15 protein-coding genes and 1 pseudogene are annotated in these 22,280 nt (G+C 33.6%); all 16 read left to right on the top strand.

Going from position 1 to position 22,280, the window contains the following annotated elements; genetic code table 11:
- Window position 1: 1 nt before the first annotated feature.
- Window positions 2–1,828, top strand: a complete 1,827-nt coding sequence (locus tag AC5LWL_RS17295) for a hypothetical protein (protein ID WP_493435470.1) — start codon at window positions 2–4, stop codon at window positions 1,826–1,828.
- Window positions 1,828–3,285, top strand: a complete 1,458-nt coding sequence (locus tag AC5LWL_RS17290; RefSeq protein ID WP_493435469.1) for an LlaJI family restriction endonuclease — start codon at window positions 1,828–1,830, stop codon at window positions 3,283–3,285. Before AC5LWL_RS17295 ends, AC5LWL_RS17290 begins: the two co-directional genes overlap by 1 nt.
- Before the next feature lie 1,032 nt (window positions 3,286–4,317).
- Window positions 4,318–5,421: a DUF4145 domain-containing protein gene (locus tag AC5LWL_RS17285; protein ID WP_493435468.1), complete on the top strand. Its 1,104-nt coding sequence runs from the start codon at window positions 4,318–4,320 to the stop codon at window positions 5,419–5,421.
- Window positions 5,422–5,719: 298 nt separating this feature from the next.
- The gene (locus AC5LWL_RS17280; RefSeq protein WP_493435467.1) at window positions 5,720–6,043 is read left to right on the top strand and encodes a nucleoside triphosphate pyrophosphohydrolase; all 324 of its coding nucleotides are present in this window, start codon (window positions 5,720–5,722) and stop codon (window positions 6,041–6,043) included.
- Window positions 6,044–6,081: 38 nt separating this feature from the next.
- A complete protein-coding gene (locus AC5LWL_RS17275; protein ID WP_493435466.1) occupies window positions 6,082–7,080 on the top strand; it encodes an HNH endonuclease in 999 nt (332 codons plus the stop codon).
- A 228-nt stretch (window positions 7,081–7,308) separates the two neighbouring features.
- A complete protein-coding gene (locus AC5LWL_RS17270) occupies window positions 7,309–9,999 on the top strand; it encodes a DEAD/DEAH box helicase (RefSeq protein WP_493435465.1) in 2,691 nt (896 codons plus the stop codon).
- Complete coding sequence (locus AC5LWL_RS17265; protein WP_493435464.1) at window positions 9,990–12,659, top strand: DEAD/DEAH box helicase; 2,670 nt, start codon at window positions 9,990–9,992, stop codon at window positions 12,657–12,659. Before AC5LWL_RS17270 ends, AC5LWL_RS17265 begins: the two co-directional genes overlap by 10 nt.
- Window positions 12,660–13,024: 365 nt before the next feature.
- Window positions 13,025–13,468 (top strand): annotated as a pseudogene (locus tag AC5LWL_RS17260) (nuclease-related domain-containing protein); the annotation flags it as partial.
- 405 nt (window positions 13,469–13,873) lie between these two features.
- Window positions 13,874–14,263 carry an IS200/IS605 family transposase gene (gene tnpA / locus AC5LWL_RS17255; RefSeq protein WP_493435463.1) on the top strand — a complete coding sequence of 130 codons (390 nt, stop codon included), beginning with the start codon at window positions 13,874–13,876 and terminating at the stop codon, window positions 14,261–14,263.
- Between the two features lie 134 nt (window positions 14,264–14,397).
- Window positions 14,398–14,607, top strand: coding sequence for a UTRA domain-containing protein (locus tag AC5LWL_RS17250; protein WP_493436643.1), 210 nt, complete (start codon window positions 14,398–14,400; stop codon window positions 14,605–14,607).
- A gap of 117 nt (window positions 14,608–14,724) precedes the next feature.
- Window positions 14,725–15,462 (top strand): UTRA domain-containing protein, encoded by a 738-nt coding sequence (locus tag AC5LWL_RS17245; RefSeq protein ID WP_493435462.1) that lies wholly within the window; start codon window positions 14,725–14,727, stop codon window positions 15,460–15,462.
- Window positions 15,463–15,699: 237 nt separating this feature from the next.
- Window positions 15,700–16,548, top strand: coding sequence for a PfkB family carbohydrate kinase (locus AC5LWL_RS17240; RefSeq protein WP_493435461.1), 849 nt, complete (start codon window positions 15,700–15,702; stop codon window positions 16,546–16,548).
- Window positions 16,549–17,094: 546 nt separating this feature from the next.
- Window positions 17,095–18,066, top strand: coding sequence for an aromatic acid exporter family protein (locus tag AC5LWL_RS17235; RefSeq protein ID WP_493435460.1), 972 nt, complete (start codon window positions 17,095–17,097; stop codon window positions 18,064–18,066).
- A gap of 240 nt (window positions 18,067–18,306) precedes the next feature.
- On the top strand, window positions 18,307–19,020 hold the full coding sequence (locus AC5LWL_RS17230) for a GntR family transcriptional regulator (protein ID WP_493435459.1): 714 nt from the start codon (window positions 18,307–18,309) through the stop codon (window positions 19,018–19,020).
- 539 nt (window positions 19,021–19,559) lie between these two features.
- Window positions 19,560–20,933, top strand: a complete 1,374-nt coding sequence (locus AC5LWL_RS17225; RefSeq protein ID WP_493435458.1) for a sodium/glutamate symporter — start codon at window positions 19,560–19,562, stop codon at window positions 20,931–20,933.
- A 288-nt stretch (window positions 20,934–21,221) separates the two neighbouring features.
- Window positions 21,222–22,193 (top strand): SIS domain-containing protein, encoded by a 972-nt coding sequence (locus AC5LWL_RS17220; RefSeq protein WP_493435457.1) that lies wholly within the window; start codon window positions 21,222–21,224, stop codon window positions 22,191–22,193.
- Window positions 22,194–22,280 lie beyond the last annotated feature (87 nt).

The raw sequence follows: 22,280 nt of genomic DNA, 5'->3' as shown, positions 1-22,280 counted from the left end.
GATGTATGATCCTATAGTTGTAAAAGCTTTACCTAGTAGTTTTGTGAGCAGAAGATTAAAACTGGCTCATGAAAGAGGGGCAGGTGAGGCAAAACTTTTCGTTGGACCTACTCGAAATGAACAACTTTACAATGATTTCTTTGCATTTGATAATCAAGATGTTAAGTATAAATTTGATAAGAATAATTTGTTAGAATACTTGGAACAAGTGAAGATAGAGTATTCCTATCAATCAATTCATAAATATAAAGAAGTTGATTTGGAACTTTGGGACAGCAATTATAATGAAGTTCAAGCAATGGCTGAAAATGATTTCTTTTGTGTTTTGCTTAAGCATACAGATTCTTCTCGGTACTACGTACGTGCAGAAGAAAATGTTTTTAAGACCTTGTTTAGAAAGATTGCATTACCCAAACTAACGGATATTGTTTTTACAAGAGATGACGATAACGGGATACTAATAAATATTGAGCTTCATGTAAATTATGTGGCAAATGCAGAGGGAAATTCTGATGAAGTCATGCCGGTTGAAAACGAAGAGATTAATTACAAGACAGGCATAGAGTCTGATTTCCATCATAATAGAATTATCTTTGGTGCTCCTGGAACAGGTAAGAGTTATGACCTAAATCAAGATAAGGAAACCTTGCTTAAAAATGGTGGCGAGTACGAGCGTGTGACTTTCCATCCCGACTATTCGTATGCTAACTTTGTGGGAACTTACAAGCCTACGATGGTGGATCATGTAAATGATCTGATTGCAAGCGAAGATGAGAAGGGGGTTTTATCTGTTCTAATGGATGATAAAACGGCTCAAGATAAATATGATTTGCTATATGACAAGTTTAAAGATGGCGATTTAACTCGCTTGCCAGTTTTACTGGGATTATATAATGATGACAAGTTTAAAACTAAGAAAAAAGATGGCTCTGATGCTAGTGGTGATAATAGCGTTGAACGAAATCATGGTCGTGCGATTAGACCATATGTAAATCTGATTTCAAATAAAAAACCTGTTAGTGAAATTGCATATGAATACGTCCCTGGTCCATTTATGAGGACATATGTTAAAGCACTTAAAAATGCTCAAACAGATAATCCAAAGCCATATTTGTTAATTGTTGAAGAAATCAACAGAGCGAATGTTGCAGCCGTATTTGGTGATGTATTCCAGTTATTAGACCGTGATGACGATAATGTAAGTGAATATGCTATCCAAACATCTGAGGATATTAAAAAATATCTTGCTAAAGAATTAGGTGGTAAGCCATTAGAGTATTCTGAAATCAAAATACCAGATAATATGTTTATATGGGCAACTATGAATAGTGCCGACCAAGGAGTATTTCCTATGGATACGGCCTTCAAGCGTAGATGGAATTTTGACTACCTTGGTATAAATCATAATGAGAATGACATTAAAGGGAATTTTGTTACAATGGGTAGCGGGGTCTATCATCGTGAGATAGAATGGAATGAACTGCGTAAGGCAATAAATAATACACTTTCTTCTTATAAAATTAATGAGGACAAGCTATTAGGACCCTATTTCCTTTCAAGAAAAATTGTAGTTCCACGTATGGGTAATGAAATTAACGCTGATATTTTTATTTCTGCCTTCAAGAGTAAAGTTCTAATGTATTTATTTGATGATGCTGCAAAACAGAAAAGATCGTCTCTATTTGATGGATGTAAGGACACAACGAAATATTCTTCAATTTGCGAGGAATTTGATAAGAGTGGTGTAGAAATTTTCTGTAAGGAGATTAGAGATAAATTTCCAAGGGCTATTGCAGTAGTTGCTGAATCTGCAGAGGAGTATAAATAATGATATCCAAGTTTGTGCGTGAACAGAAACGATATACACAAGATAATTTGCGAAACATTTTTGATTGTACAGCCGAGAAGACAGTCGCTATCATAAAAAAACTGAAGGAATACGGTGTCTTGAAAGCTGTAAAAGCAACTGATGTGCAGAAGGATATGTCTGACCTAATCGATAAAGATATCGAAGTAATCGATGTTGAGGTTGGAGAAAATGAGTTTCTTTATGTTTTTACATTTGTGGGTGTTATCACGGTTTCTGGTTGCATCTTAAAATGCTATCCGAAATATATAAGTAACGTTGCTCCTAAAACAGAATTAAAGCAAATCATAAAAGTTTTGGAAAGATACAATGCCAAGGAGCAAATTATTCGGATGTATAATGATGGTGGAGAAAGCAATTCGTTTAATCTACTCGCTGTGATGATTTATCTGTTGCATGACTACTATGAAAATGGTGCTTATACGAATACACAAGATATAATTGAAACAAATGGTTCTGGTGAAATACTGTGGGACAAGACGATTAATGAGAACTTTACTTATCTCAGCAATAATCGCCCATATTACATAGAACTATTTACGAAAAAACGTATTAATGATGATTTTGATTACTTTAAAAGGCTCCACGAATCTATTGTAAGTATTTGCTCAAGAGAACTACAAGATGCCGATTTGTTGGATTTGTTTGACATACTGCCTGTTGAAGTGTCTGATGAAGAACTAGATGATTTTGGGGAAACAGACTATATACTTTACCGTTTACAAAATGAATTGAATTTGCAGTTTAATACAAGAAAGCAGCTGTTACTGAAGACGATATATGCCTATATTGCACATAGTAGCGGTCTTGCAGATACTGATTGTTTCACTATGTTTGGTACAAACAGTTTTAATCTAGTATGGGAAAAGTTGTGTTCGGAAGTGCTGGCCAATCAATTACATACTCCACTCGGCTCACTCCCTATTCCTTTAGCTAACGGATACAATCCTCAAGACTTGCTCATATCAATAATAGATAAACCAAAGTGGAATGGTTATAAGCAAGACGGTTCTGAATATCAAAAGATTGCCAAGGAAACCCTAGTTCCAGACCTTGTGTCAATCCATAAGATGGATAACTCACATCAGTTCATCATATTTGATGCCAAGTATTATAACATTCAACTTGAGCAAGGAAGAGAACTACGAGGACAACCCGGAATTGGCGATATTACAAAGCAGTACCTCTATCAGTTGGCGTATAAAAAATTTGTTAATGACCATGGAATTCAAGATGTGAAGAATTGCTTTTTGATGCCAACTGAACAACAAAGCATTATTGTCAAGGGGTATGTCAATATGGAAATGTTAGATGTTCTCGGGTTACAGAGTATACTACTAAGACAATTACCCGCAGACATAATGTACTCACACTATCTAGCTAGTGAAAGAATGGATATAGAGCTACTTCATTTATAAAGGAGATATGAGGAGCCAATGTAACTGAGTATACCAGCAAAAATAAGCAACCAAAACCTATGTCGGACTCTCTTAATACCTGATCACAGTGACTGCCCGGAATCTGTCGAAAATTAATAGATAGTATGAATAGTTATCTTGCTAGTGCACCTTCTCTAAAGGATGTGAAAATATAATAAGTTTTTTAATTTTATATATAGAAATACAGCAACCATCTACCCAAAGTGACTGATAGATGGTTGCTAAAGATGTTAAAACCATATTTTTTTTATTCTATGGTTTTTTAGAAAGGCTGTTTCTCAAAGGTTGTTGTTTTTTACGTGGAAAATTGGGGAAGAAGTACTTAGCAGTCTGAATACACGTAGACTCCTGTGGGAATGCGAGAAAGACGAAGACCCCACAGGAGCGTATGCGAGGCCCTAGTGTTTTTCTTTCAGTAATTTACGTATACAAAAAAAGAAAGCTTTTGATGGCTAATTGTATCAAAGTTTTAAGAAATCAAAAATCACTTTCTGATGGCTATGGGATCTGACCCCTAAAAAGGACTTTTGTATTTTCAAGGTGGACAGTATTTTCTGTGATAGATGATTATTGCAGGTGAATTGAGCCACTTGTTCGGTGTTTAATGAACTAGTTTTTGCGGAATGAAAAGCCTTTTAATAGAATAAAGATAAGCCTTTTGTATAATTTAGTTGCTTTCCGATCATGCAACTAATATACAGGAGGTTTTTTTATGCCTAATAATTATCAATTATATTTTAAAAAATCCTAAAAAACGAATATTAATTGTTATTTCAAGTTATTTTTGAATGAATTTAATTGAATTATTTTCAATCCGAGCACGTAATTTAATGGTTTTATTAAAGAACAGCTTTAAATCAACTGTGATTGTTATGACAAAGAAGGTCAACACCAGGGGGAAGGTGTAAAAATGATCTTGCCCTGGTACTAAATCTTTTCGTTATTTAAAAATAATGTAGTCTATTATGGTAAAATCAGGCTAGTAAAATATTCACAAGGTGGGAAATTAATTTGAAAAAGCAATCCTATTTTTATCAATTCATTGAACCTTTATCAAAAGAATTAGCGTTTGTTGCGCGTGAGTTAGAAAACAGTATATTCACAAGTCCGCGGACGATGCTAACACATGCGAGGGTATTTGTCGAAAGTATCTTACAACGAGTAATTCAAACAGAAAAGTTATCTGTAGAACCGAGAGTGAATTTAAAAGAAAGTATAGATTTGTTAAATGAACATGGACTTTTGACAACCGAAATAAGGGATGCTTTACACTTCGTACGGCTAGTCGGTAATCAAGCTGCTCATGATTCGCGGATGTTTCGTTATTCAGAAGCGCTCTTATCGTGGGAAGCTCTTTACACGGTTGTTCAATGGTTTGTTGAAGTATATGGACCAGTAGAAATTATGGTTCCAGATTATCAAGATCCGTCGCTAAATTTAGAACAACCTCTTGATATCACGGAAGTTGAAATGCGTTTAAAAGCAGTGGAAGAATTGTTAATTCAATCGTTAAAAAAATCCGATGTTGATTCAGTTTATGAAGAGACAGCTGCTGCTTTAAGGGTAGAATCGGAAGTTCCTGGATTTACCACTATTCGGACACTTACATATAAAGATAAAAAGCTAGAAATACCGTATTTTTTACGTGATGCTTTTCTATTACCACAGCGTTTTGCTAAATCAGAGACATTTCTTATAAGATTAGGAGCGGAGCAGCAAGCAAGGATTATGAGTGAATTGCCCAATAATCTAGAAGGGCTGCACAAATACGTAAAGCGTTACAGTGAAAAGAACGAAGCAAATCTTTTTCAAGAGTTAAAGCTGTTTATTCAAGAAGAGAAGATTCGTAGAAGGTTATCATTAGAACGATCAGGTGAATTATTTTTCTTTTATAAATCAAAGCATATTATTGTTACAGAAGCATTATCCAAAACACCTCTTACTGAATCGGATTTTACAGGAATACCTAGCCTACTTCGTCAACTTAACGAAAATGACATTAAATATGTTGATCAGCTACCAAAAGAACTTGTTATTCTAGCAAAATACGATAATGTTGGAATAGGAACGGTTGAAAAATTGTTTGAGCAGTTGAAAATGAAGCAACAAGTGTAAGGAACATAGAGGATTTGGTGCTTTTTTATTAAAAGGTAAGTTTAACTGGGAAGAATATTGCGATTTAAACCAAGAAGAAGAAGGTGCCATCGATTCCTTATTATTTAAAGGAAAAGCTTATTAGATAAACTAAATAAATAAAATGTCTATAATATAGAATAAATTCCGGAGAAACTGCGGGGCAAACAATTTTTTCCAAGTTTGTCTTATTCTACTATACAAAGCGGATACGGAAGAACCGAAAGCCAGTAAGAGCAGTCATTCAAAAAAATGACTCTATTAAGTTAGGAGAACGAAAATGCCAGTTCACAACAAGCTTGTACGGGATAAAATACCAGAAATCATTGAGAAAACAGGTAAGAATTTTAAAACTAGAATACTATCAGATGAAGAATACATAAAAGAGCTGAAAGAAAAAAGTTTAGAGGAATTAAGAGAGTATATGGAAGCTACGGATCGAGACAATGCATTAGAGGAATTGGCGGATGTGTTGGAAATAGTAAATGCTTTTGCGGTTTATCATCAGTCCAGTATGGAAGAGATAGAACAAATTAGAAAGAAGAAGTCAGAAGAAAGAGGCGGCTTTAAGGAGAAGGTTTACTTAATTGCAGTGGAAGATTAATGGAATCATATTAACGACAGAAAAACAGGGGAATAAGAATGAGTTTTAAATTGCAAGTCGGTGAAATGCAAACAGAATATTTAACGGATAAGGAAATATGGGGACATTTTAATTATATCTTTTCCGGTAAGTCACGAAACTCTACTACTTATAAGTTTGTGCTTGTCAAATCACTATTGGAAAATTTATATAATGTCAACGATCGGCTGGAGCTTTCTTATGGCAGTTTGTTTGGAAGTTTTGCAAAAATATACTGGAATTTAGTTATACACCATAAGCTTAATCAAATAAATATGACAGGAAAAAAAGCGGAAGTGCAGAATATTCTCTTAGATATTCAATCCGCTTATACAATTCCTAGCACATTCGTTTTTGATAAACTTTCTCCTGAATTACAAGTGGAAATTATATCAAAAGTTAAGCGGAGATGTAAGCTCAATGTTATGGGGGCTTTATACGGGGATACGGGTCAGACTATTTATGATTTTGATAATAAGAAAGAAATCATTCGACTAAACCCTGCTTTTTATTCCTTTATGCAGCGATTTCAGCGAGTGTTAAAGTATTTGACCAATTATCAGCTTGCTTTATTTTTGGAAAAGTTTAATGAAAAAGGCGATACTACTAATCTGCTTATGAAGGTTGAAAATGTTTCTAAAAGGGCTTCATTAGATATATTCTATAGGCTCTTATCGTCTTTTTATAATGGTTGTTGCTTTTATTGTGGGAAGGAAATAAAAAGGAAGAATGCTGCACATGTAGATCATTTTATTCCATGGAGTTTTGTGCAGGCCGATCAATTATGGAATTTGGTTATATCCTGTTCAGTCTGCAATTTGTCTAAGAATGATAGGCTAGCTGAACAGGAATTTTTAACAAGATTAATTGATCGGAATGAACAGCTTCTAGAGAAAAAGAAAATCATTTTAAGAACGGATATGCAAGTATATAGCAAGAAAAAGCTTAATGAATTATATACGTATTCTATAGATAATGGGTATACAGATTTTTGGCGACCGAAGAATATCATTGTATGAGTCTACGTGAGTGAATCTTATTTGCAATAAGAAGGATGTAATATAACAAGGAAAGGTGCACCAATTTAGGTGCACCTTTAACTATAAAATCAAAGTATTCAGGAAATAAATGAGATTTTTATAAGAAAAAATTTCCTATTCTGCTATAATAGAATTATATGCCTATTTGATAGAATATTCTATTTTTTGAGAAATATCATCTCTATATTGTAATTGGAGGAATTTTTAATGGCTTTTTTACAGTGTCAGTGTGGCTCTTTATTAAAGGGTTTTCAATTAAGCAGGCGAGTGTTATCTAAAGGTGAGTATCGACTTGTTGAGTACAGGGTGGGAGCAGCTTTAGCACCAGGTCAGTGGCAGAACATTGATTACTTAACAGGATGGTTAAAAGAGAAACCAGAGGGTGTTTATTGTCCTAAATGTCATCTTGAGCTTTCATTAGATTCTCAAGAAATTCCTGTTTTGATAGATAAAAGAATTCCAGGTGTAAGTTCAGGTGAATTTAATTCTGTTGAAATCATTGATAAGTTAATGGAGTTAAGTAAAAAAGAGCGTGCTGAATTATTTATCCACTCCATACCAGAATCACAGCCCGCATATGGAGAGATTAGTGAAGAGTTACCTGAATGTTTAACTAAATCACTCGATAGAATGGGTATCTTCTCTTTATTCACTCACCAAGCAGATACCTATAATGCGGTTAGAGAAAAGAAAGATGTTGTCCTAGTCACACAAACTGCTTCAGGTAAAACGCTAGCTTTCAATTTACCTGTTTTACAAGGGTTATTAGAGAATCCTAATGCTAGAGCGTTATACATATTTCCTACAAAGGCACTAGCCGATGATCAAGTGGAACAACTTTATCGTTGGACTGAAGAAATGGTTAAAGATGAAAATTTGGAACAGGATGAATGGTTTGAGCGAACAATAAAGCTGGATTCAAACTATATTACTTACGGTAGGGTGGATGGAGACACCCAACCTGGTTCACGAAAAAGGTTGCTAAGAGATGGAAAAATTTTATTTACAAACCCTGATATGATTCATTTCTCCTTGTTAAAACAAGTACAAGGAGGCAATAAATCTTCTTCACATATTATTAACCTATTAAAAAATCTTAAATATATTATCATAGACGAAATGCATTTGTATAGAGGAGCTTTTGGCAGTCATGTGTCCTTAGTACTTAGGAGATTAAGAAAAATTTGTGATGAATTAGGTAATTCAGACATTCAATTTATATTATGCTCTGCGACAATAGAGAAGCCAGAAAGATTAGCGGAAGAGTTAACTGGTAGAAAGAGTTTTATGGTAATAGATAATGATGGTTCGTTTAAAAAAAAGCGGCATCTCGCTTTTTGGAATCCAGGAGTTACTCTGGATACTGGAGAAAGAAAAGCTCCTGTTTCGGATGCTTTATCGATTGCAGAAAATGTTCTTGTTCAGAATGAAAAAGTTATACGAACAATCATGTTTCAAAGTTCCCGCCTTCAAGGAAAAGTAACGGCAAGGTCTATGAAAGATGTTTTAAGGAAGAAATTAAAATTAAAAAAAGAGAGTGTAAATGGAGTTCAGTTAGCTGCGTTTTATAATGGAATGTTAGCGGTAGATGAAAGAAAACAAGTTATTCAAGCCATTAAGAAAAGTGATGTACATTTAGTAATGACTACAAATGCTCTAGAAGTTGGGATTGATATAGGAGATCTAAGCTTTGCTATTTTAAGTGGATACCCTGGAAGTAAAGCAGCTTTTTCACAACAAATCGGTCGAGTGGGTAGAAAAGGTGAAGGAGTATCTGTGTTGTTATTTGAAGATGAGCCACTTCAGCAATATTATATGCAAAACCCACAAGTTTTTTTGGAGAAGCCACCAGAAGTGGTAAGAATTGATCCGAAAAATAAGGGATTATTAAAAGTACACTTAGCTTATTTACAAGAGGAATTAGGAAGAGAGCTAGTGAAGGAAGATATTCTCTATTTTATTGATTATCAGAAGATATCAGAAGATCTATTAAATGAAATTTCATCTGTAGAAATCATAGATAGATGTAATCTAAGGACAGGAACTACTCATAATTATAAAATTGTGACAAATAAAAATCATGAGATAATTCTTGAAAATATTGATGAATGGACGGTATTTCGGGACTTTCATGAAGGAGCTATATATTGGAATGCAAATGAAAAAGGGTATCGAGTTGATAGTATAAATCGAAAAAAAATGGAAGTGATCGTTATACCTATAAGGGGTGAAGTTGAGTACTATACTCAATCCATGTTTAAGGATTTTATTGTCATTTCAGAGCAACATACATTAAAAGAAAACGAGCTAATGGTACAGGAACTAGGAATATTAAACGTTAAACGTTCGGTTTTTGGATTTACCAAAATCTATTTTGGAACGCGTGTTCAGGATAAGCAAACTTTAGATAATGCACTGACTACAAATTTTGATGGAGAAGGATTTTGGTTAACTCTTTCGGATGGTTTAATCCAGCAAGTTAAGGAAGCAATTGGGGAAGAATTTACGATAGAAAAGCTTGATGGATCGATTCGGGCAGCAGAGCATGTCTTATTATCAGTGATTCCTGATACGATTATTTGTGATGGAAATGATATTTCAAGTTTTTCTGGGGTATCTATTTCGGGATTCGGCAATAAGCCTGTCATTGGATTTTTTGGAAACCAATCTGGCGGAATGGGTACTACAAAAGCAATTGGTGAACATTTTGAAAGAATTGTAACAAGTGCATTAAACTTATTAGAAATGTGTTCTTGTGTTGGAGGATGTCCTTCTTGTATTCAATATCCGAAAAAAGATAATAGTAATCTATCAAAATCAGGTGGAAGAAAAATTCTCGAGTTATTAGCCAAGAAAATAAAGGATGAGAAATGGGAGGTTGAGCAATCTTGCCTTTAGTATGTATGAAATGTCGTTTAGATAGTCCTAGTCATAAGCAAATAAACTTTTTTCAGATTAGTAGAAAATATAAATGTATGCCCTCAAAAAGAGAAATTAAGCAGCCAACTAACGGAATACATTTAAGATCTTGGAAGGAACTTGAAGGGGAGCAATTTAAAGATGGCATTTACTGTCAAGAATGCGATGCACTAATTCAAAATGAATTTTTAACTTATGAGGAAAAGGAACTTATAAAAGATAATCGATTAGAGACTTGGTCATTTAGAGATCATCCTATTCAAGAAGTAATCAATAGCTTAAAAGATGTTGGTGAAAAATTAGGTTCAACTATAGACCAATATTCTTTATCTGAGAAACAGCCTGTGTTTGGAAGTTTAGAAAAGCCATTACCAGAACAAATCTCGAATAAATTAGTAGAAAAAGGAATTAACAGGTTGTATTCTCACCAAGCAGAGGCTATTAATAAGATTAGAAATGGCGAGAATGTAGTCATCACAACAGGAACAGCATCAGGTAAATCCATGGTTTATACGATTCCGTCTCTTGAATCCTTTCTAAATGATGAAGATTCAACTGTTCTTTATTTATCACCATTAAAAGTTTTAATGCGTGATCAACTTCAAGTATTAGAAACATTTGATGACGAAGGTAGCGTAGATAATTCAACCTACGGATACAAAATAATTAAACTTGGTAATAAAGAAATTGGTGCTGGTGTTCTTGAAAGTGGTAAGTCTGATGCAGTAAAAGAATTAACTTATCAAAGCGCAAGATATTGGTTAACAAATGTTCATTTTTTACATTTTTTACTCCAAGGACCTGTTCATTATTATAGAAATAGACAAAATTGCTTTAGGTTTTTTAAGAATCTAAAGTATGTCATTATTGATGAATTACATGCCTACAATGGGGTTTTAGGTTCTAAAGTGGCAATGTTAATTCGTAGATTGAGAAGTTTATGTAAAGCGCTTGGAAATCCCAATCTTCAATTTATTGCATGTTCTGCTTCTATTGGAAATCCCAAAGAACTCGTAGAAGCAATAACAGGTTTAAAAGGAAAAAATGGTTTTACCCTAATTAATCAGGATGGAAGTCCTTCTTATGGACGAGAGGTATTATTATGGAATCCAGGATTGTTGGAACAAAAGTCAGAACACAGAACCAGGAGAGCACCTATATCTGAAGCAATAGAAATTTTAAAGGTGATTGCTGGTAATTATAAGATGCTTCCAAAAACCATTTTCTTTTATGGGAATAGAAGAGCGGTTACAGCCGCTAGCTTTGATTTGAATAATACCATTCGGTCAAGGCTGGGAGAAGTTTTGAAAGGGGTTGATATCCCTATAGAATTATTTTCTCCATTTCATGCACAGCTTAATGCCTATAAAAAGCAAGATATCATGAATAAAATAAAAAAAGGGGAGTTGATTGGAGTTGTTTCTACATCTGCTCTTGAAATGGGTATAGATATAGGTGATTTAAACCTTTGTATCATGATTGGATATGCAGGCAGTAAAGCTAGTTTTTTACAGCAGGCTGGTCGAGTTGGAAGAAAAGGACCAGGACTAGTTATTCAAATTTTTCAAGAAGATCCTTTGGAACAGTACTATGCAGCTAATCCAGCCGAGTTTATGGAACGTGAACCAGAACATGTGACTATTGATGTATCTAATCCAAATATTGTTGCAGAACATTTGCAATATGCTGCCCATGAATTGAATGGGAGTATTTCTTCCCCACATAATTTTTTTAAAGTATCTGCTGCGCGGAAAGCAGAAGAGTTCTCTGGAAATATGCAGGAATTAACTAGAGGTACATTGTCATTAAAACTTTCTGAAAAAATCAAATATAATAACTTGTTAAATAGCAGTAAATTGTACAGTGTGGTTTATAAGCAAGGACTAACAACTGAAACGTTATATGAAGGCGTAGACGAACGCTCCTTATTAAGAGATTATCACTACGGTGCAGTATTCCTCTATAATCAAAGAACTTATATGGTTACGAGAATTTTATCAAATAAAAATGAGATTTGTGCTGTTCCCATAAAAGCAGACTATACAACGAGGTCACAAATTAATGATTCAATATATGTTTTAGAAGAAAACAAACTAAATAGTATAAAAGAATCTATTAAGATTGGAAGAGGTAGACTGGAAATAACAAGAAGATTATGGGGGTATAAAAAAGTAAGCTTATTTGGCGGGACTGCATCTGATATTATTCAAGATGGAAATATGTATCCTGTAAAATATTTGACTGAAGGGTTATGGATTCAGTTTCCCCATATAGGAATGACTGAAGGTGCCTTACATGTAGTGGAACATGCTATTGCTTCAGCTATTCCGACCATTGTAAAATGCTCAAATAGCGATTTTTCCCTTCTTTCTTCTAATAATTTCAAAGAGTTTAATTACATACCTACTATTGTCTGTTACGAAACTGCTGGTGGTGGAGCAGGTATTGTGGAAGCGATAGAGGAAAGAATTTTTCATATATTTAATAAGGGGTTAGGAATTTTAAAATCTTGTCCATGTGCGAGTGGGTGTCCTAACTGTACACATCTGTCGATTTGTGAAAAGAATAATGATCCACTTGATAAAACTGGTGGAATTCAGTTTATGGAAGGGATTTTGGATTCTTTGATTAAAGTATAATTTTTTACAGGTGAAAATGTCCGAATCAAAGCTTTACTTATGCAAGTATATAGCAAGAAAAAACTTAATGAATTATATACGTATTCTATAGATAATGGGTATACAGATTTTTGGCGACCGAAGAATATCATTGTATGAATAAAAAGAACTTCTTTAAAGGATTTTACTTTGAAGGAAGTTCTTTTTATTTTGGCAGGAGAGGGTTATTTTTTATGGGGAATGGCAGCATGAAATTATTCATTTATTTACAAATTTAAGTGAATTTGTATGATATAATCAGTTTTATAGTTAATATGACATAGTTGCAATAGCATAGAATGAAATATGTAAATATACATAAAATGGATGTATTGGAGTGAATGCAAATGGCTCAGACGGTTCCAGAGTCCATAAGGTCTAGTGCAACAGCTGGAGAACGTTTGCTATTTCGAACGTTAAAAATGTATTTACCAGATGATTATATCGTTTATTATGAACCAGAGATATTAGGGAAACGCCCGGATTTTGTAATTATCGGTCCAGATTTGGGATTGGTCGTATTAGAGGTCAAGGACTATACAAAACAAACTTTGCTTCGTATAAATCCTGATAATTGGACGATTGTCTCGAAAAAAGGGGAGCAAGCAACAGTAAAAAGCCCGATTAAACAAGCCAGGGAGTATATGTTTCATATTGTTGATGTATTAAGAAAGGATCTACATTTAATTCAAACTGAAGGAAAATATCAAAATCAATTAAAGTTTCCATATGGTTTTGGCGCTGTTTTTACCCGGTTACATCAAAAAGATTTTGTGAAAGAGGGTCTTTATCAGATGGCTATGGGGTCTGAACCCTGAAAAGGACTCTTGTATTTTCAGGGTGGACAGTATTTCCTGTGATAGATGATTATTGCAGGTGAATTGAGCCACTTGTGCGGTGTTTGATGAACCAGTCATTGCAGAATGGAGAGCCTATTAATAGAATCAAGATAAGCCTTTTGTATAATTTAGTTGCTTGCCGAGCATGCAACTAATATACAGGAGGTTTTTTTATGCCTAATAATTATCAATTATATTCAGAAAAAAATCCTAAAAAACGAATATTAATTGTTATTTTAATTTACAAATGCGTGGTCTAACTCCACCGTCTTTAGACGGTATAAGCTTTTAGCCTTTCCCTTCTGTGTCCATACTAAATATGAGGTGAAAGTATGGACGGGTATCGAAAAAATAGCCATGCAGTATATGATATGGGTGACAAAGTATAGATATAAGGTATTACAGGGGGCTATAGCAGTAAGAGTAAGGGAATTAATAAGGCAGGGGTGTGAAGCAAGAGGAATCACTATCTTGCAAGGAAGTGTTGGAAAAGATCACATCCATTTATTGTTATCATGTCCACCGAGTATTGCTCCAAGTAAAATCATGCAGTACCTAAAAGGGAGATCATCAAGGCTTCTTCAAGATCAATTCCCAGAGTTAAAAAAGAAATATTGGGGTCAACACTTGTGGGCAAGGGGCTATTTTTGTGCGACAGTAGGAACAGTGGATGAAGAAACAATAAGAAATTATATCGCCAATCAGTTTAATGAAGAAAAGAACGACATATTCAGGATTGAAGAATGAGTTTAGTCCCATTTAGTTGGCTTAAGCTTAGGGTCTTTCAGAAGACTTCAGTCTTAGTTAACGACTTTAGTCGTCGACATTAATGTCCAAATCCACCTGCTTTAGCAGGTGGTCGTTTAAGAGATAAGAAAGTCATTCCTGTAGATAATAACAAAATTCTAAATGTTATTTTTGTGGATAAAGAACTAGCTGAATATTTAAAATGCAATGTGCGGGATTCACTTTATAAGATTGAGAAGACTGCTTTTGATGCCAACCAAGATCCTATTTATCATTCTATCCTCCACTATATAACTAGTCATATTAGTTTCACTATTACAAGTGAGCTTCATCCTAAGAAATAGTAGGCATCCTATTTAAATAAAAATATAGATAAATGTAAAGATGAGAGATAGTGGACAGAATAGTACTTATGATATATTATTATATAACAAGTACTATTAATTTAGGAGCAATGAAATATGAAATTAAATAATGACAGTAAATTGCCTTTATACTTTCAGTTAAAGCAGATTATTAAAGAGGATATAAAAAGAGGAAAGTATAAGTCAGGGGAAAAATTGCCTACTGAAGCAGAATTATGTGATATTTATGGAGTAAGCAGGATTACGTCAAGAAGAGCCATTAAGGATTTAGTGGAAGAGGGAATATTGCATAGTCATCAAGGAAAGGGCATCTATGTTAGATCGGCAAAGGAAAAGAGGGAATTGGTTTCTGCAGGTGGCTTCTCTGAGTTAACAATTTCTTCAGGGAAACGGCCAAGTTCCCAAATCCTTTCGAGTGTTATTATAAATATGGATGTGGAATTAGCGGAAAAGTTTAAGCTTCCAGTTGGAGAACGGGTACTTAATTTACATCGATTGCTTTTTATTGAAGATGATGAACCCTTCATTATTGAAACATCTTATTTCCCCCTCGTTTATTTTCCTAACCTTGAAAGATACATAGGAGAGTCAACCTCCACCTATACTATTTTGAAAAAAAGATATGATGTGGATGTTACAAAATCAACTAAAATTTTAGAAGGAATTTCTGCCTCCGCTTATGAAGCAGAATTATTTAAATGTGATGCAGGAACCTCTCTTTTTTCCATTGAAAAATTAAGTTTTGATCAGCAGAATAGAGCTGTTCATTTATCTACATCCCTCTTTATGACGAATAAGGTTATTTTTACAATTGATACAGAACAAAATAAGTAAATATTTAAGAAAATCATGTCTTATGTGGAGACGTGATTTTCTTTTTCCACATGAGTCAACCTTAAGCCATTTAAGTTATAAGTAGAAGAGAAAAGTATCTGAAAAATCCTGTCCCGTTTGATTGAAGCATCCCTTTTTAAAAATCAATTGACGGGTAAAACTACGATATTATATATTAGTATATAACAAGTTATAATAAAATTAAATGGCAATATACTTGATGAATGGGGGAAAATAATGAAAATTATAGGTATTGGTGATAGTGTAGTAGATTTCTATAAACATGAGGGACTCATTTATCCTGGAGGAAATGCAGTTAATGTAATAGTATCAGCAAAACGGAATGGTGCAAAAGAGAGTGCATACTTAGGGATAGTAGGGGATGATGTAGAAGGCGAGCATGTTTTAAAAAGTTTAAATTCAGAAAATATAGACATTAGTAGAGTCCGAAAAGTATATGGTCCTACTGGAGAAGCAGTTATTTCTCTTGCTGAAGATGGTGATCGGCAATTTATTGGGACAAATAAAGCAATTAGAGTGCAATCTTTGCTTTCTCTGCGTCTTAACCAGGAGGATATCGATTTTATTAACGGATATGACCTTATTCATACAAGCATTAACAGTGATTTGGAGTATGAATTGCGAAAACTTGCCCATAAAGATATATCTTTTGATTTTTCTACTTCTAATCGTTGGAATAATGATTATTTAGAGAAAGTATGCCCATTCATTAATTATGCATTTTTTTCGGGTAGTGACATGTCTCCGAAAGAAATTGATCAATTGATAGAAATGGTGCATCAATATGGAGTTGAGATAGTTGGTGTTACAAGAGGGGCAGACAGTGCTATATTTTCTCGAAACGGAGAACGTTTTGAACAGGAACCATTGCCAACAAAATTAGTGGATACAATGGGTGCAGGTGATTCCTTTATTGGCGGTTTTCTTGCGGCTTATTATGATAGCAAAAACATAGAAGAAGCATTACATATTGCTGCCCAATCGGCTGCAATAACATGTGAATGTTCTGGTGCCTTTGGATATGGAAAGAAGAAGGGAGAAACGGAAAAAAGCATAACTGTCTAACTACCAAGGGAATTTAAGATACTATATGTTAATAAAACAGGGCATCCATAAATTGGGTGCCCTGTTTTATTGCCATTGCCCTATTTATTTTTACTAAGAGCTGGATAGTTATATATTGTATTGATAAAAAAATTGGTTATAGTTTTTGTTATTGAATGTTATTTTAATTGAAAAATAATCTATGCTTGCATACATGGATTTTATGTCATATATCTAGTGAATTTAATGTAATTAACGGGTTAAAAGGGGAGAAATAAGAATAATCAGAATTTTTTAAGAGAAACTTATTGACTATAACAATATAGAACAATATAATCTCTGTTATACAGAAATTAAAAAAAGGAGAATGAAAAATAAAAAATAATCGAATGAAAAAAGTTCAAGAAAATTATTTCATCGAGAAAACGTAGCAATTCATGAAAATTATTAATACGGATCTATATATGGAATATCACCCTTCCCATGCGATACTAGGAAAATTAATCTGAAAAAGCATGTCCTTCCTTTGATAACGGGATAGGGAAATTAAAATAAAGGAGTATTTCTATGAAATATAAAATAGGCTTTAGGACAATTAAGACTGCTCTAGCTGTATCTCTTGCTATTTTATTAGGTCAGTTTTATGAACTAGAGTTTTATGTATCTTCAGCTATTATTACAATATTGTGTGTTCAAACAACAAAGAAAAAATCGTTAAAAAGTGCATCATCTCGTTTAGCAGCATGTATGCTTTCTATTCCTTTTACGTATATATTTTTTGAAGGGTTTGGCTACAATCCAATTATGATTGGTGCATTGCTGCTTTTCTTTATTCCGACAACAGTATTATTAAAGGTAAATGAAGGGGTAGTTACAAGCACGGTAATTATTTTGCATATATACACTTCCACACATATGACCTGGTCTGTTGTATTTAATGAAGTAGGGTTAATAATTATAGGAGTGGGATCAGCTTTAGTTGTTAACCTATATATGCCAAATCTTGAAAGCAAATTACTCTCTAGAAAGAGAGAAGTAGATTCTAAGCTACAGCATCTTATCACTGAAATGGTTGAATACTTAAGAACTGATAAAATGACTTGGACGGAAAATGAAATAAAAGAAGCCAGTAAAGCGATAAAAGAAGCAAAAGCCCTTGCCTCTCGATATATAGAGAATAGTTTTTCCCGAACGGATAACTATTATTATCTATACTTTTCTAAGCGGGAAAAACAAATGGAGATTTTAGAAAGGGTACTATCAGAAATAGCTCAAATTAATACAATGGTTGTGCAGCGCTATAATCTAGCTGATTTTATTGAATCGCTAGGTTCGTCCCTGCAGTCAGAAACGAATGAACAAAATTTTTTAGAGAAGCTTAAGGAAGTTGAGGAGGATTTTAAAAAAGATAAATTACCTGTCAGTTGGGAAACTTTTGAAGCGAGAGCACAGCTTCTTCTCATTTTAAGAGAGCTAGAATACTATCTTTCTATTGGAAATCAAAATAAAAAAGGCAAAAGAGCATTAGCGTATATATAATATTATCCATTTTAGATAAAAGTAATAGGTGTTAATTACAAACCAAATGAATATAATTTAAAATGGAATATGTAATTTAGTCTTTATCGTATAGCAATGAAGATTAGTTGTCGTAATTAAAAATATCTTAGAGAAGAAAATTCCTCTCTAAGATATTTTTTTATAAAAATTAAGAGGTTGCGTTTATATTTTCAGAATAGTATTATAAGGTTATATAAATATGGATATGGGGAAGATACAATGAACTTAAAAAAAACAGATGTATTACCTTTGTATAAGCAGCTTACCGATCTTCTTCGTCGTGATATTGAAGAGGGAAAGTTTAAAAAGGGGCAAAAAATCCCAACGGAAGTGGAATTAAGCAAGCTTTATAATGTAAGCCGGATTACGGTCCGCAATGCGTTAGAGGAATTAGCAAAGGAAAATTTATTAATTAGAAAACAAGGGAAAGGTACATTCGTAAATACAGAGAAGCTGAGCAGGGGAATTAGCGGCATCCAAAGCTTTACAGAGATGTGTCGAGAAATTGGCTGTACACCAGGAGCAAAGGTTATCAAATGTGTTATTGAAGATGCAAATGAAAAGGATATAGAGTTGTTAGAGTTAGAGCATAATTCTAAGATTATTGTGATTGAACGTATTCGCTATGCAGATAATGTTCCTGTTGCACTGGAAGTTTCTCGTCTGCCAGAGCAATTTTCTTTTATGCTAGACGAAGACTTAAATGATACTTCTATGTTTACCATCCTATCTGAAAAGCATAATATTGCTTTTGTTAATCCACGGAAAACAATTGAATTAGTATTTGCAACATATGAAATGTCCCGCTACCTTAATCTATCGCAGGGATATCCCCTTTTATCGATTACAGGAGTTTCCAATGATAGAGAAGGAGTGCCTTCCCATCGTTTCATGCAGTTCATTGTGGCAGATAAGATTAAATTTATAGTATAACGAAATAAAAAAGATATTCCCTAAGTATAGGATTATTTATACTTAGGGAATATCTTTTTATTGTGAAAACAGCTAAAACACATGATGTAAAGCAACCACTTAACATCATGTGTTATTTTTTTTGACAAAAAACAGCGAAGTTTTCAAGGTAAAAGAATGAAAAGTCTTACAATTCTAAAAAATCACATTGACAGTTATTTTTTAGGTGTTATAATATGACATTATAGTACAAATTTTGTAATGATTATAGGTAACAATCAATAACAATTTGGAGATTCAATAATTAAAAATGCGTATTTCTACATTTTTTCTTTTTATTTTATGAGATTTCTTTTAAAAAGGAGGGTTAGAAGAGAAAAGTGTAATTGCATGTTATTTAATATTACATAAAAACACGAGAAAAGTTAACTGGTTTTTTGGAATTAAAAAGTAAGGTTACACAAAGGAATTTTATGAAATAGGAACAACAACAATTAGAACAAAACCAGGAAGATGCATATTTTTCAAAAGGTTTTCTAACAGACGAGAGGAGTTTTAGGATGGAATTTACTATTTATAATTTACTGGTTGATTTGATGCTTGCAAGTGGATTGGTTTTAATTGCTAAATTGATACGCGTTAAAGTAAAGCTTTTTCAAGAAATGTTTATTCCTACAAGTTTGATAGCAGGACTATTAGGACTTGGATTAGGTAAATATGGTCTTGGCATCTTAAAGTTTTCTGATCAATTTAGCATGTATTCTAGTGTGCTGGTTATTTTAGTATTTGCAAGTATTGGTTTAAGAGGATTTGGTCTTTCTGGTAACAGTCTAAAAGAGAATATACAAAATTTAGGAAGTTATATGTGTTTACGTGAAATTGTGTATGGCTGGCAATATTTAATACCAATTGCATTCTCATTATTTATAATAATCCCATTTATTGATAACGTTAATCCAAGCTTTGGAATAATTTTTGGAGCTGGATGGTTAGGCGGACATGGAACGGCTGCCGCGCTTGGTGCAACCCTTGAAAATCTTGGATGGGCAGATGCTACTGATTTAGCAATGACTTCCGCAACAGTTGGGACTTTAACGGGTATTTTTGGAGGTATTATCCTTATCAAGTGGGCTACAAGAAAGGGGCAAACGTCTTATATCAAAGACTTTAAATCATTGGCTCCTGAATTAAAAACCGGTCTAATCCCTTTAGAAAAAAGAGAATCATTGGGCAAGGAAACACTCTCGCCTATCTCACTAGATCCATTAGCGTTGCATGTGGCTTTACTAATAATCCCATCTGGGTTAGCTTATTTATTTGTTCAATATTTATCTAAAAGCTTTAATATTAATCTGCCAGCATTCTCTTTTGGATTTTTATTTGCGATTATCTTATTCTACATTCTAAAAGCAACGAAAGCAGATAAGTATATTGATAAGAAAATAATAACTAGACTTGGCGGTACAATCACTGATTATCTAGTATTCTTTGGGATTGCCTCTATTAATGTGCCAATTATTGTGAAATATGCTGTTCCATTTGCTGCATTAATGATCATTGGAATTGCTGGGATGTTCTTCCTCTTCCTTTTCTTTGGTCCAAGACTAATAAAAAAAGATTGGTTTGAAAAGTCAATTTTTGTATATGGCTATGCAACTGGAAGTTTTGCTATTAGTTTATCTTTGTTAAGGATTTGTGATCCAAATAATAAAAGTTCAACACTTGATGATACAGCAATTCTAACGCCAATTGTTGCACCGGTTGACATAATTCTTCTTTCGTTAGCTCCTTCATTGTTATTTACAGGTAATTGGATAGCAGTTGTCTTACCATTGGCAATATACTTGGTATTTTTCCTTGGTGTACCAACTTTTGCGAAGTGGTGGATTCCGCAATCCAAAAATAAAAAGCAAAAACTATCTAAAGCTGCATAACAGTTGTATTTATTGAATGGATATTAAATATATTTTTTTAAAGTTGATGCCGTAAGCTGCTAGCCTTGAAAACTAGCAGCTTTATATTTTGATATGAGGAGAGAGAAAAATTATTTCTTTTATTGTATGTATTGGTATTAGATAAACAAGCTGTTTTATTACCAAAATAGCTTGTTAAATCGAAAAATATAAAAAAATTCTGAAAAAAAGTTGTAAATACAGAATTTAATGGTACTATATTGTTATAGGTAAAGAAAATACTATATAAAACAAAAGGGAGCGAACAAAATGGAAATCAAACCAATGATTAGTGAAATTAAACAAAAGATAGATGCAGCTGGAGGTCTTAAAGCAGTTTATTTTGTAGCATGTGGTGGATCCCAAGCAGCAATTTATCCAGCAAATTATTTAATGGAAAGCGAAGCAAAAAATATTGCAACAGGACTTTTTAATAGCAACGAGTTTGTACATAGAACACCAGCATCATTAAATGAACAAACTATTTGTATCATTTGCTCACTAAACGCTACACCTGAAACAGTAGAAGCAGTAAAAGTAGCAAATGCTAAAGGTGCAATTACTATTGCTATGACAGGTTCTCCAGACACGTTAATGGCGCAAACCGGTCAATATAAAGTAGTTTATTCTAATGGTGATAATCAAGTTTATTCTCAAGCAAACCAAGCGTATGCTTTAAAATTAGGTTTTGAAATTCTTCACCAATTTGAAGAATATGAAAATTATGATGCTGCAATGAATGCATATGATAAAATCGATGGAATTATTGATGCTGCTAAAACCAATCTATTGCCACAGGCTGAAGCATTTGCAAAAGAATTTAAAGAGGATGAAGTATTCTATGTATTGGGAAGCGGCCCACTTTACGGTACAGCATATACAATGGGTTGCTGTCACTTCATGGAGATGCAATGGAAACATGCAGTTGTGCTGAATTCAGGAGAATACTTCCATGGACCATTTGAAACAACAGATAAGGAAGTTGCAATGGTACTTTTGAAAAGCGTAGGCAGAACTCGCCCGATGGATGACAGAGCAGAAACCTTCTTAAGCCAGTATGCAGAAAGATTTATTATCATTGATGCAGAAGATGCAGAGGTAGATCAAATAGATCCAAGTGTTGCAGAATTCTTTAACTCCGTTGTCATGATTCCAATCGAACGCTACTTTGTGTATCAAATGTCCCTTGCGAGAAATCATTCAATGGATGACCGCAGATATATGTGGAAAGTTGCATATTAATTAATATTCCTACTAGACTAACTGAAAGAACAGCCTCCTAAGAATAAGTGAATGCTGTTCTTTCTTAGTATATTTATATTTTGCTCA

The organism is Niallia sp. WK069_GA_01 (assembly GCF_983173855.1).
Note: the sequence above shows the minus strand (reverse complement) of the source record. Positions and strands in the feature narration are given on the sequence as shown.

Coding starts and splice junctions, on each gene's coding strand:
- AC5LWL_RS17295 (WP_493435470.1), top strand. CDS start 2: ATGTATGATCCTATAGTTGTAAAAGCTTTACCTAGTAGTTTTGTGAGC.
- AC5LWL_RS17290 (WP_493435469.1), top strand. CDS start 1,828: ATGATATCCAAGTTTGTGCGTGAACAGAAACGATATACACAAGATAAT.
- AC5LWL_RS17280 (WP_493435467.1), top strand. CDS start 5,720: ATGCCAGTTCACAACAAGCTTGTACGGGATAAAATACCAGAAATCATT.
- AC5LWL_RS17275 (WP_493435466.1), top strand. CDS start 6,082: ATGAGTTTTAAATTGCAAGTCGGTGAAATGCAAACAGAATATTTAACG.
- AC5LWL_RS17270 (WP_493435465.1), top strand. CDS start 7,309: ATGGCTTTTTTACAGTGTCAGTGTGGCTCTTTATTAAAGGGTTTTCAA.
- tnpA (WP_493435463.1), top strand. CDS start 13,874: ATGCAGTATATGATATGGGTGACAAAGTATAGATATAAGGTATTACAG.
- AC5LWL_RS17245 (WP_493435462.1), top strand. CDS start 14,725: ATGAAATTAAATAATGACAGTAAATTGCCTTTATACTTTCAGTTAAAG.
- AC5LWL_RS17240 (WP_493435461.1), top strand. CDS start 15,700: ATGAAAATTATAGGTATTGGTGATAGTGTAGTAGATTTCTATAAACAT.
- AC5LWL_RS17235 (WP_493435460.1), top strand. CDS start 17,095: ATGAAATATAAAATAGGCTTTAGGACAATTAAGACTGCTCTAGCTGTA.
- AC5LWL_RS17230 (WP_493435459.1), top strand. CDS start 18,307: ATGAACTTAAAAAAAACAGATGTATTACCTTTGTATAAGCAGCTTACC.
- AC5LWL_RS17225 (WP_493435458.1), top strand. CDS start 19,560: ATGGAATTTACTATTTATAATTTACTGGTTGATTTGATGCTTGCAAGT.
- AC5LWL_RS17220 (WP_493435457.1), top strand. CDS start 21,222: ATGGAAATCAAACCAATGATTAGTGAAATTAAACAAAAGATAGATGCA.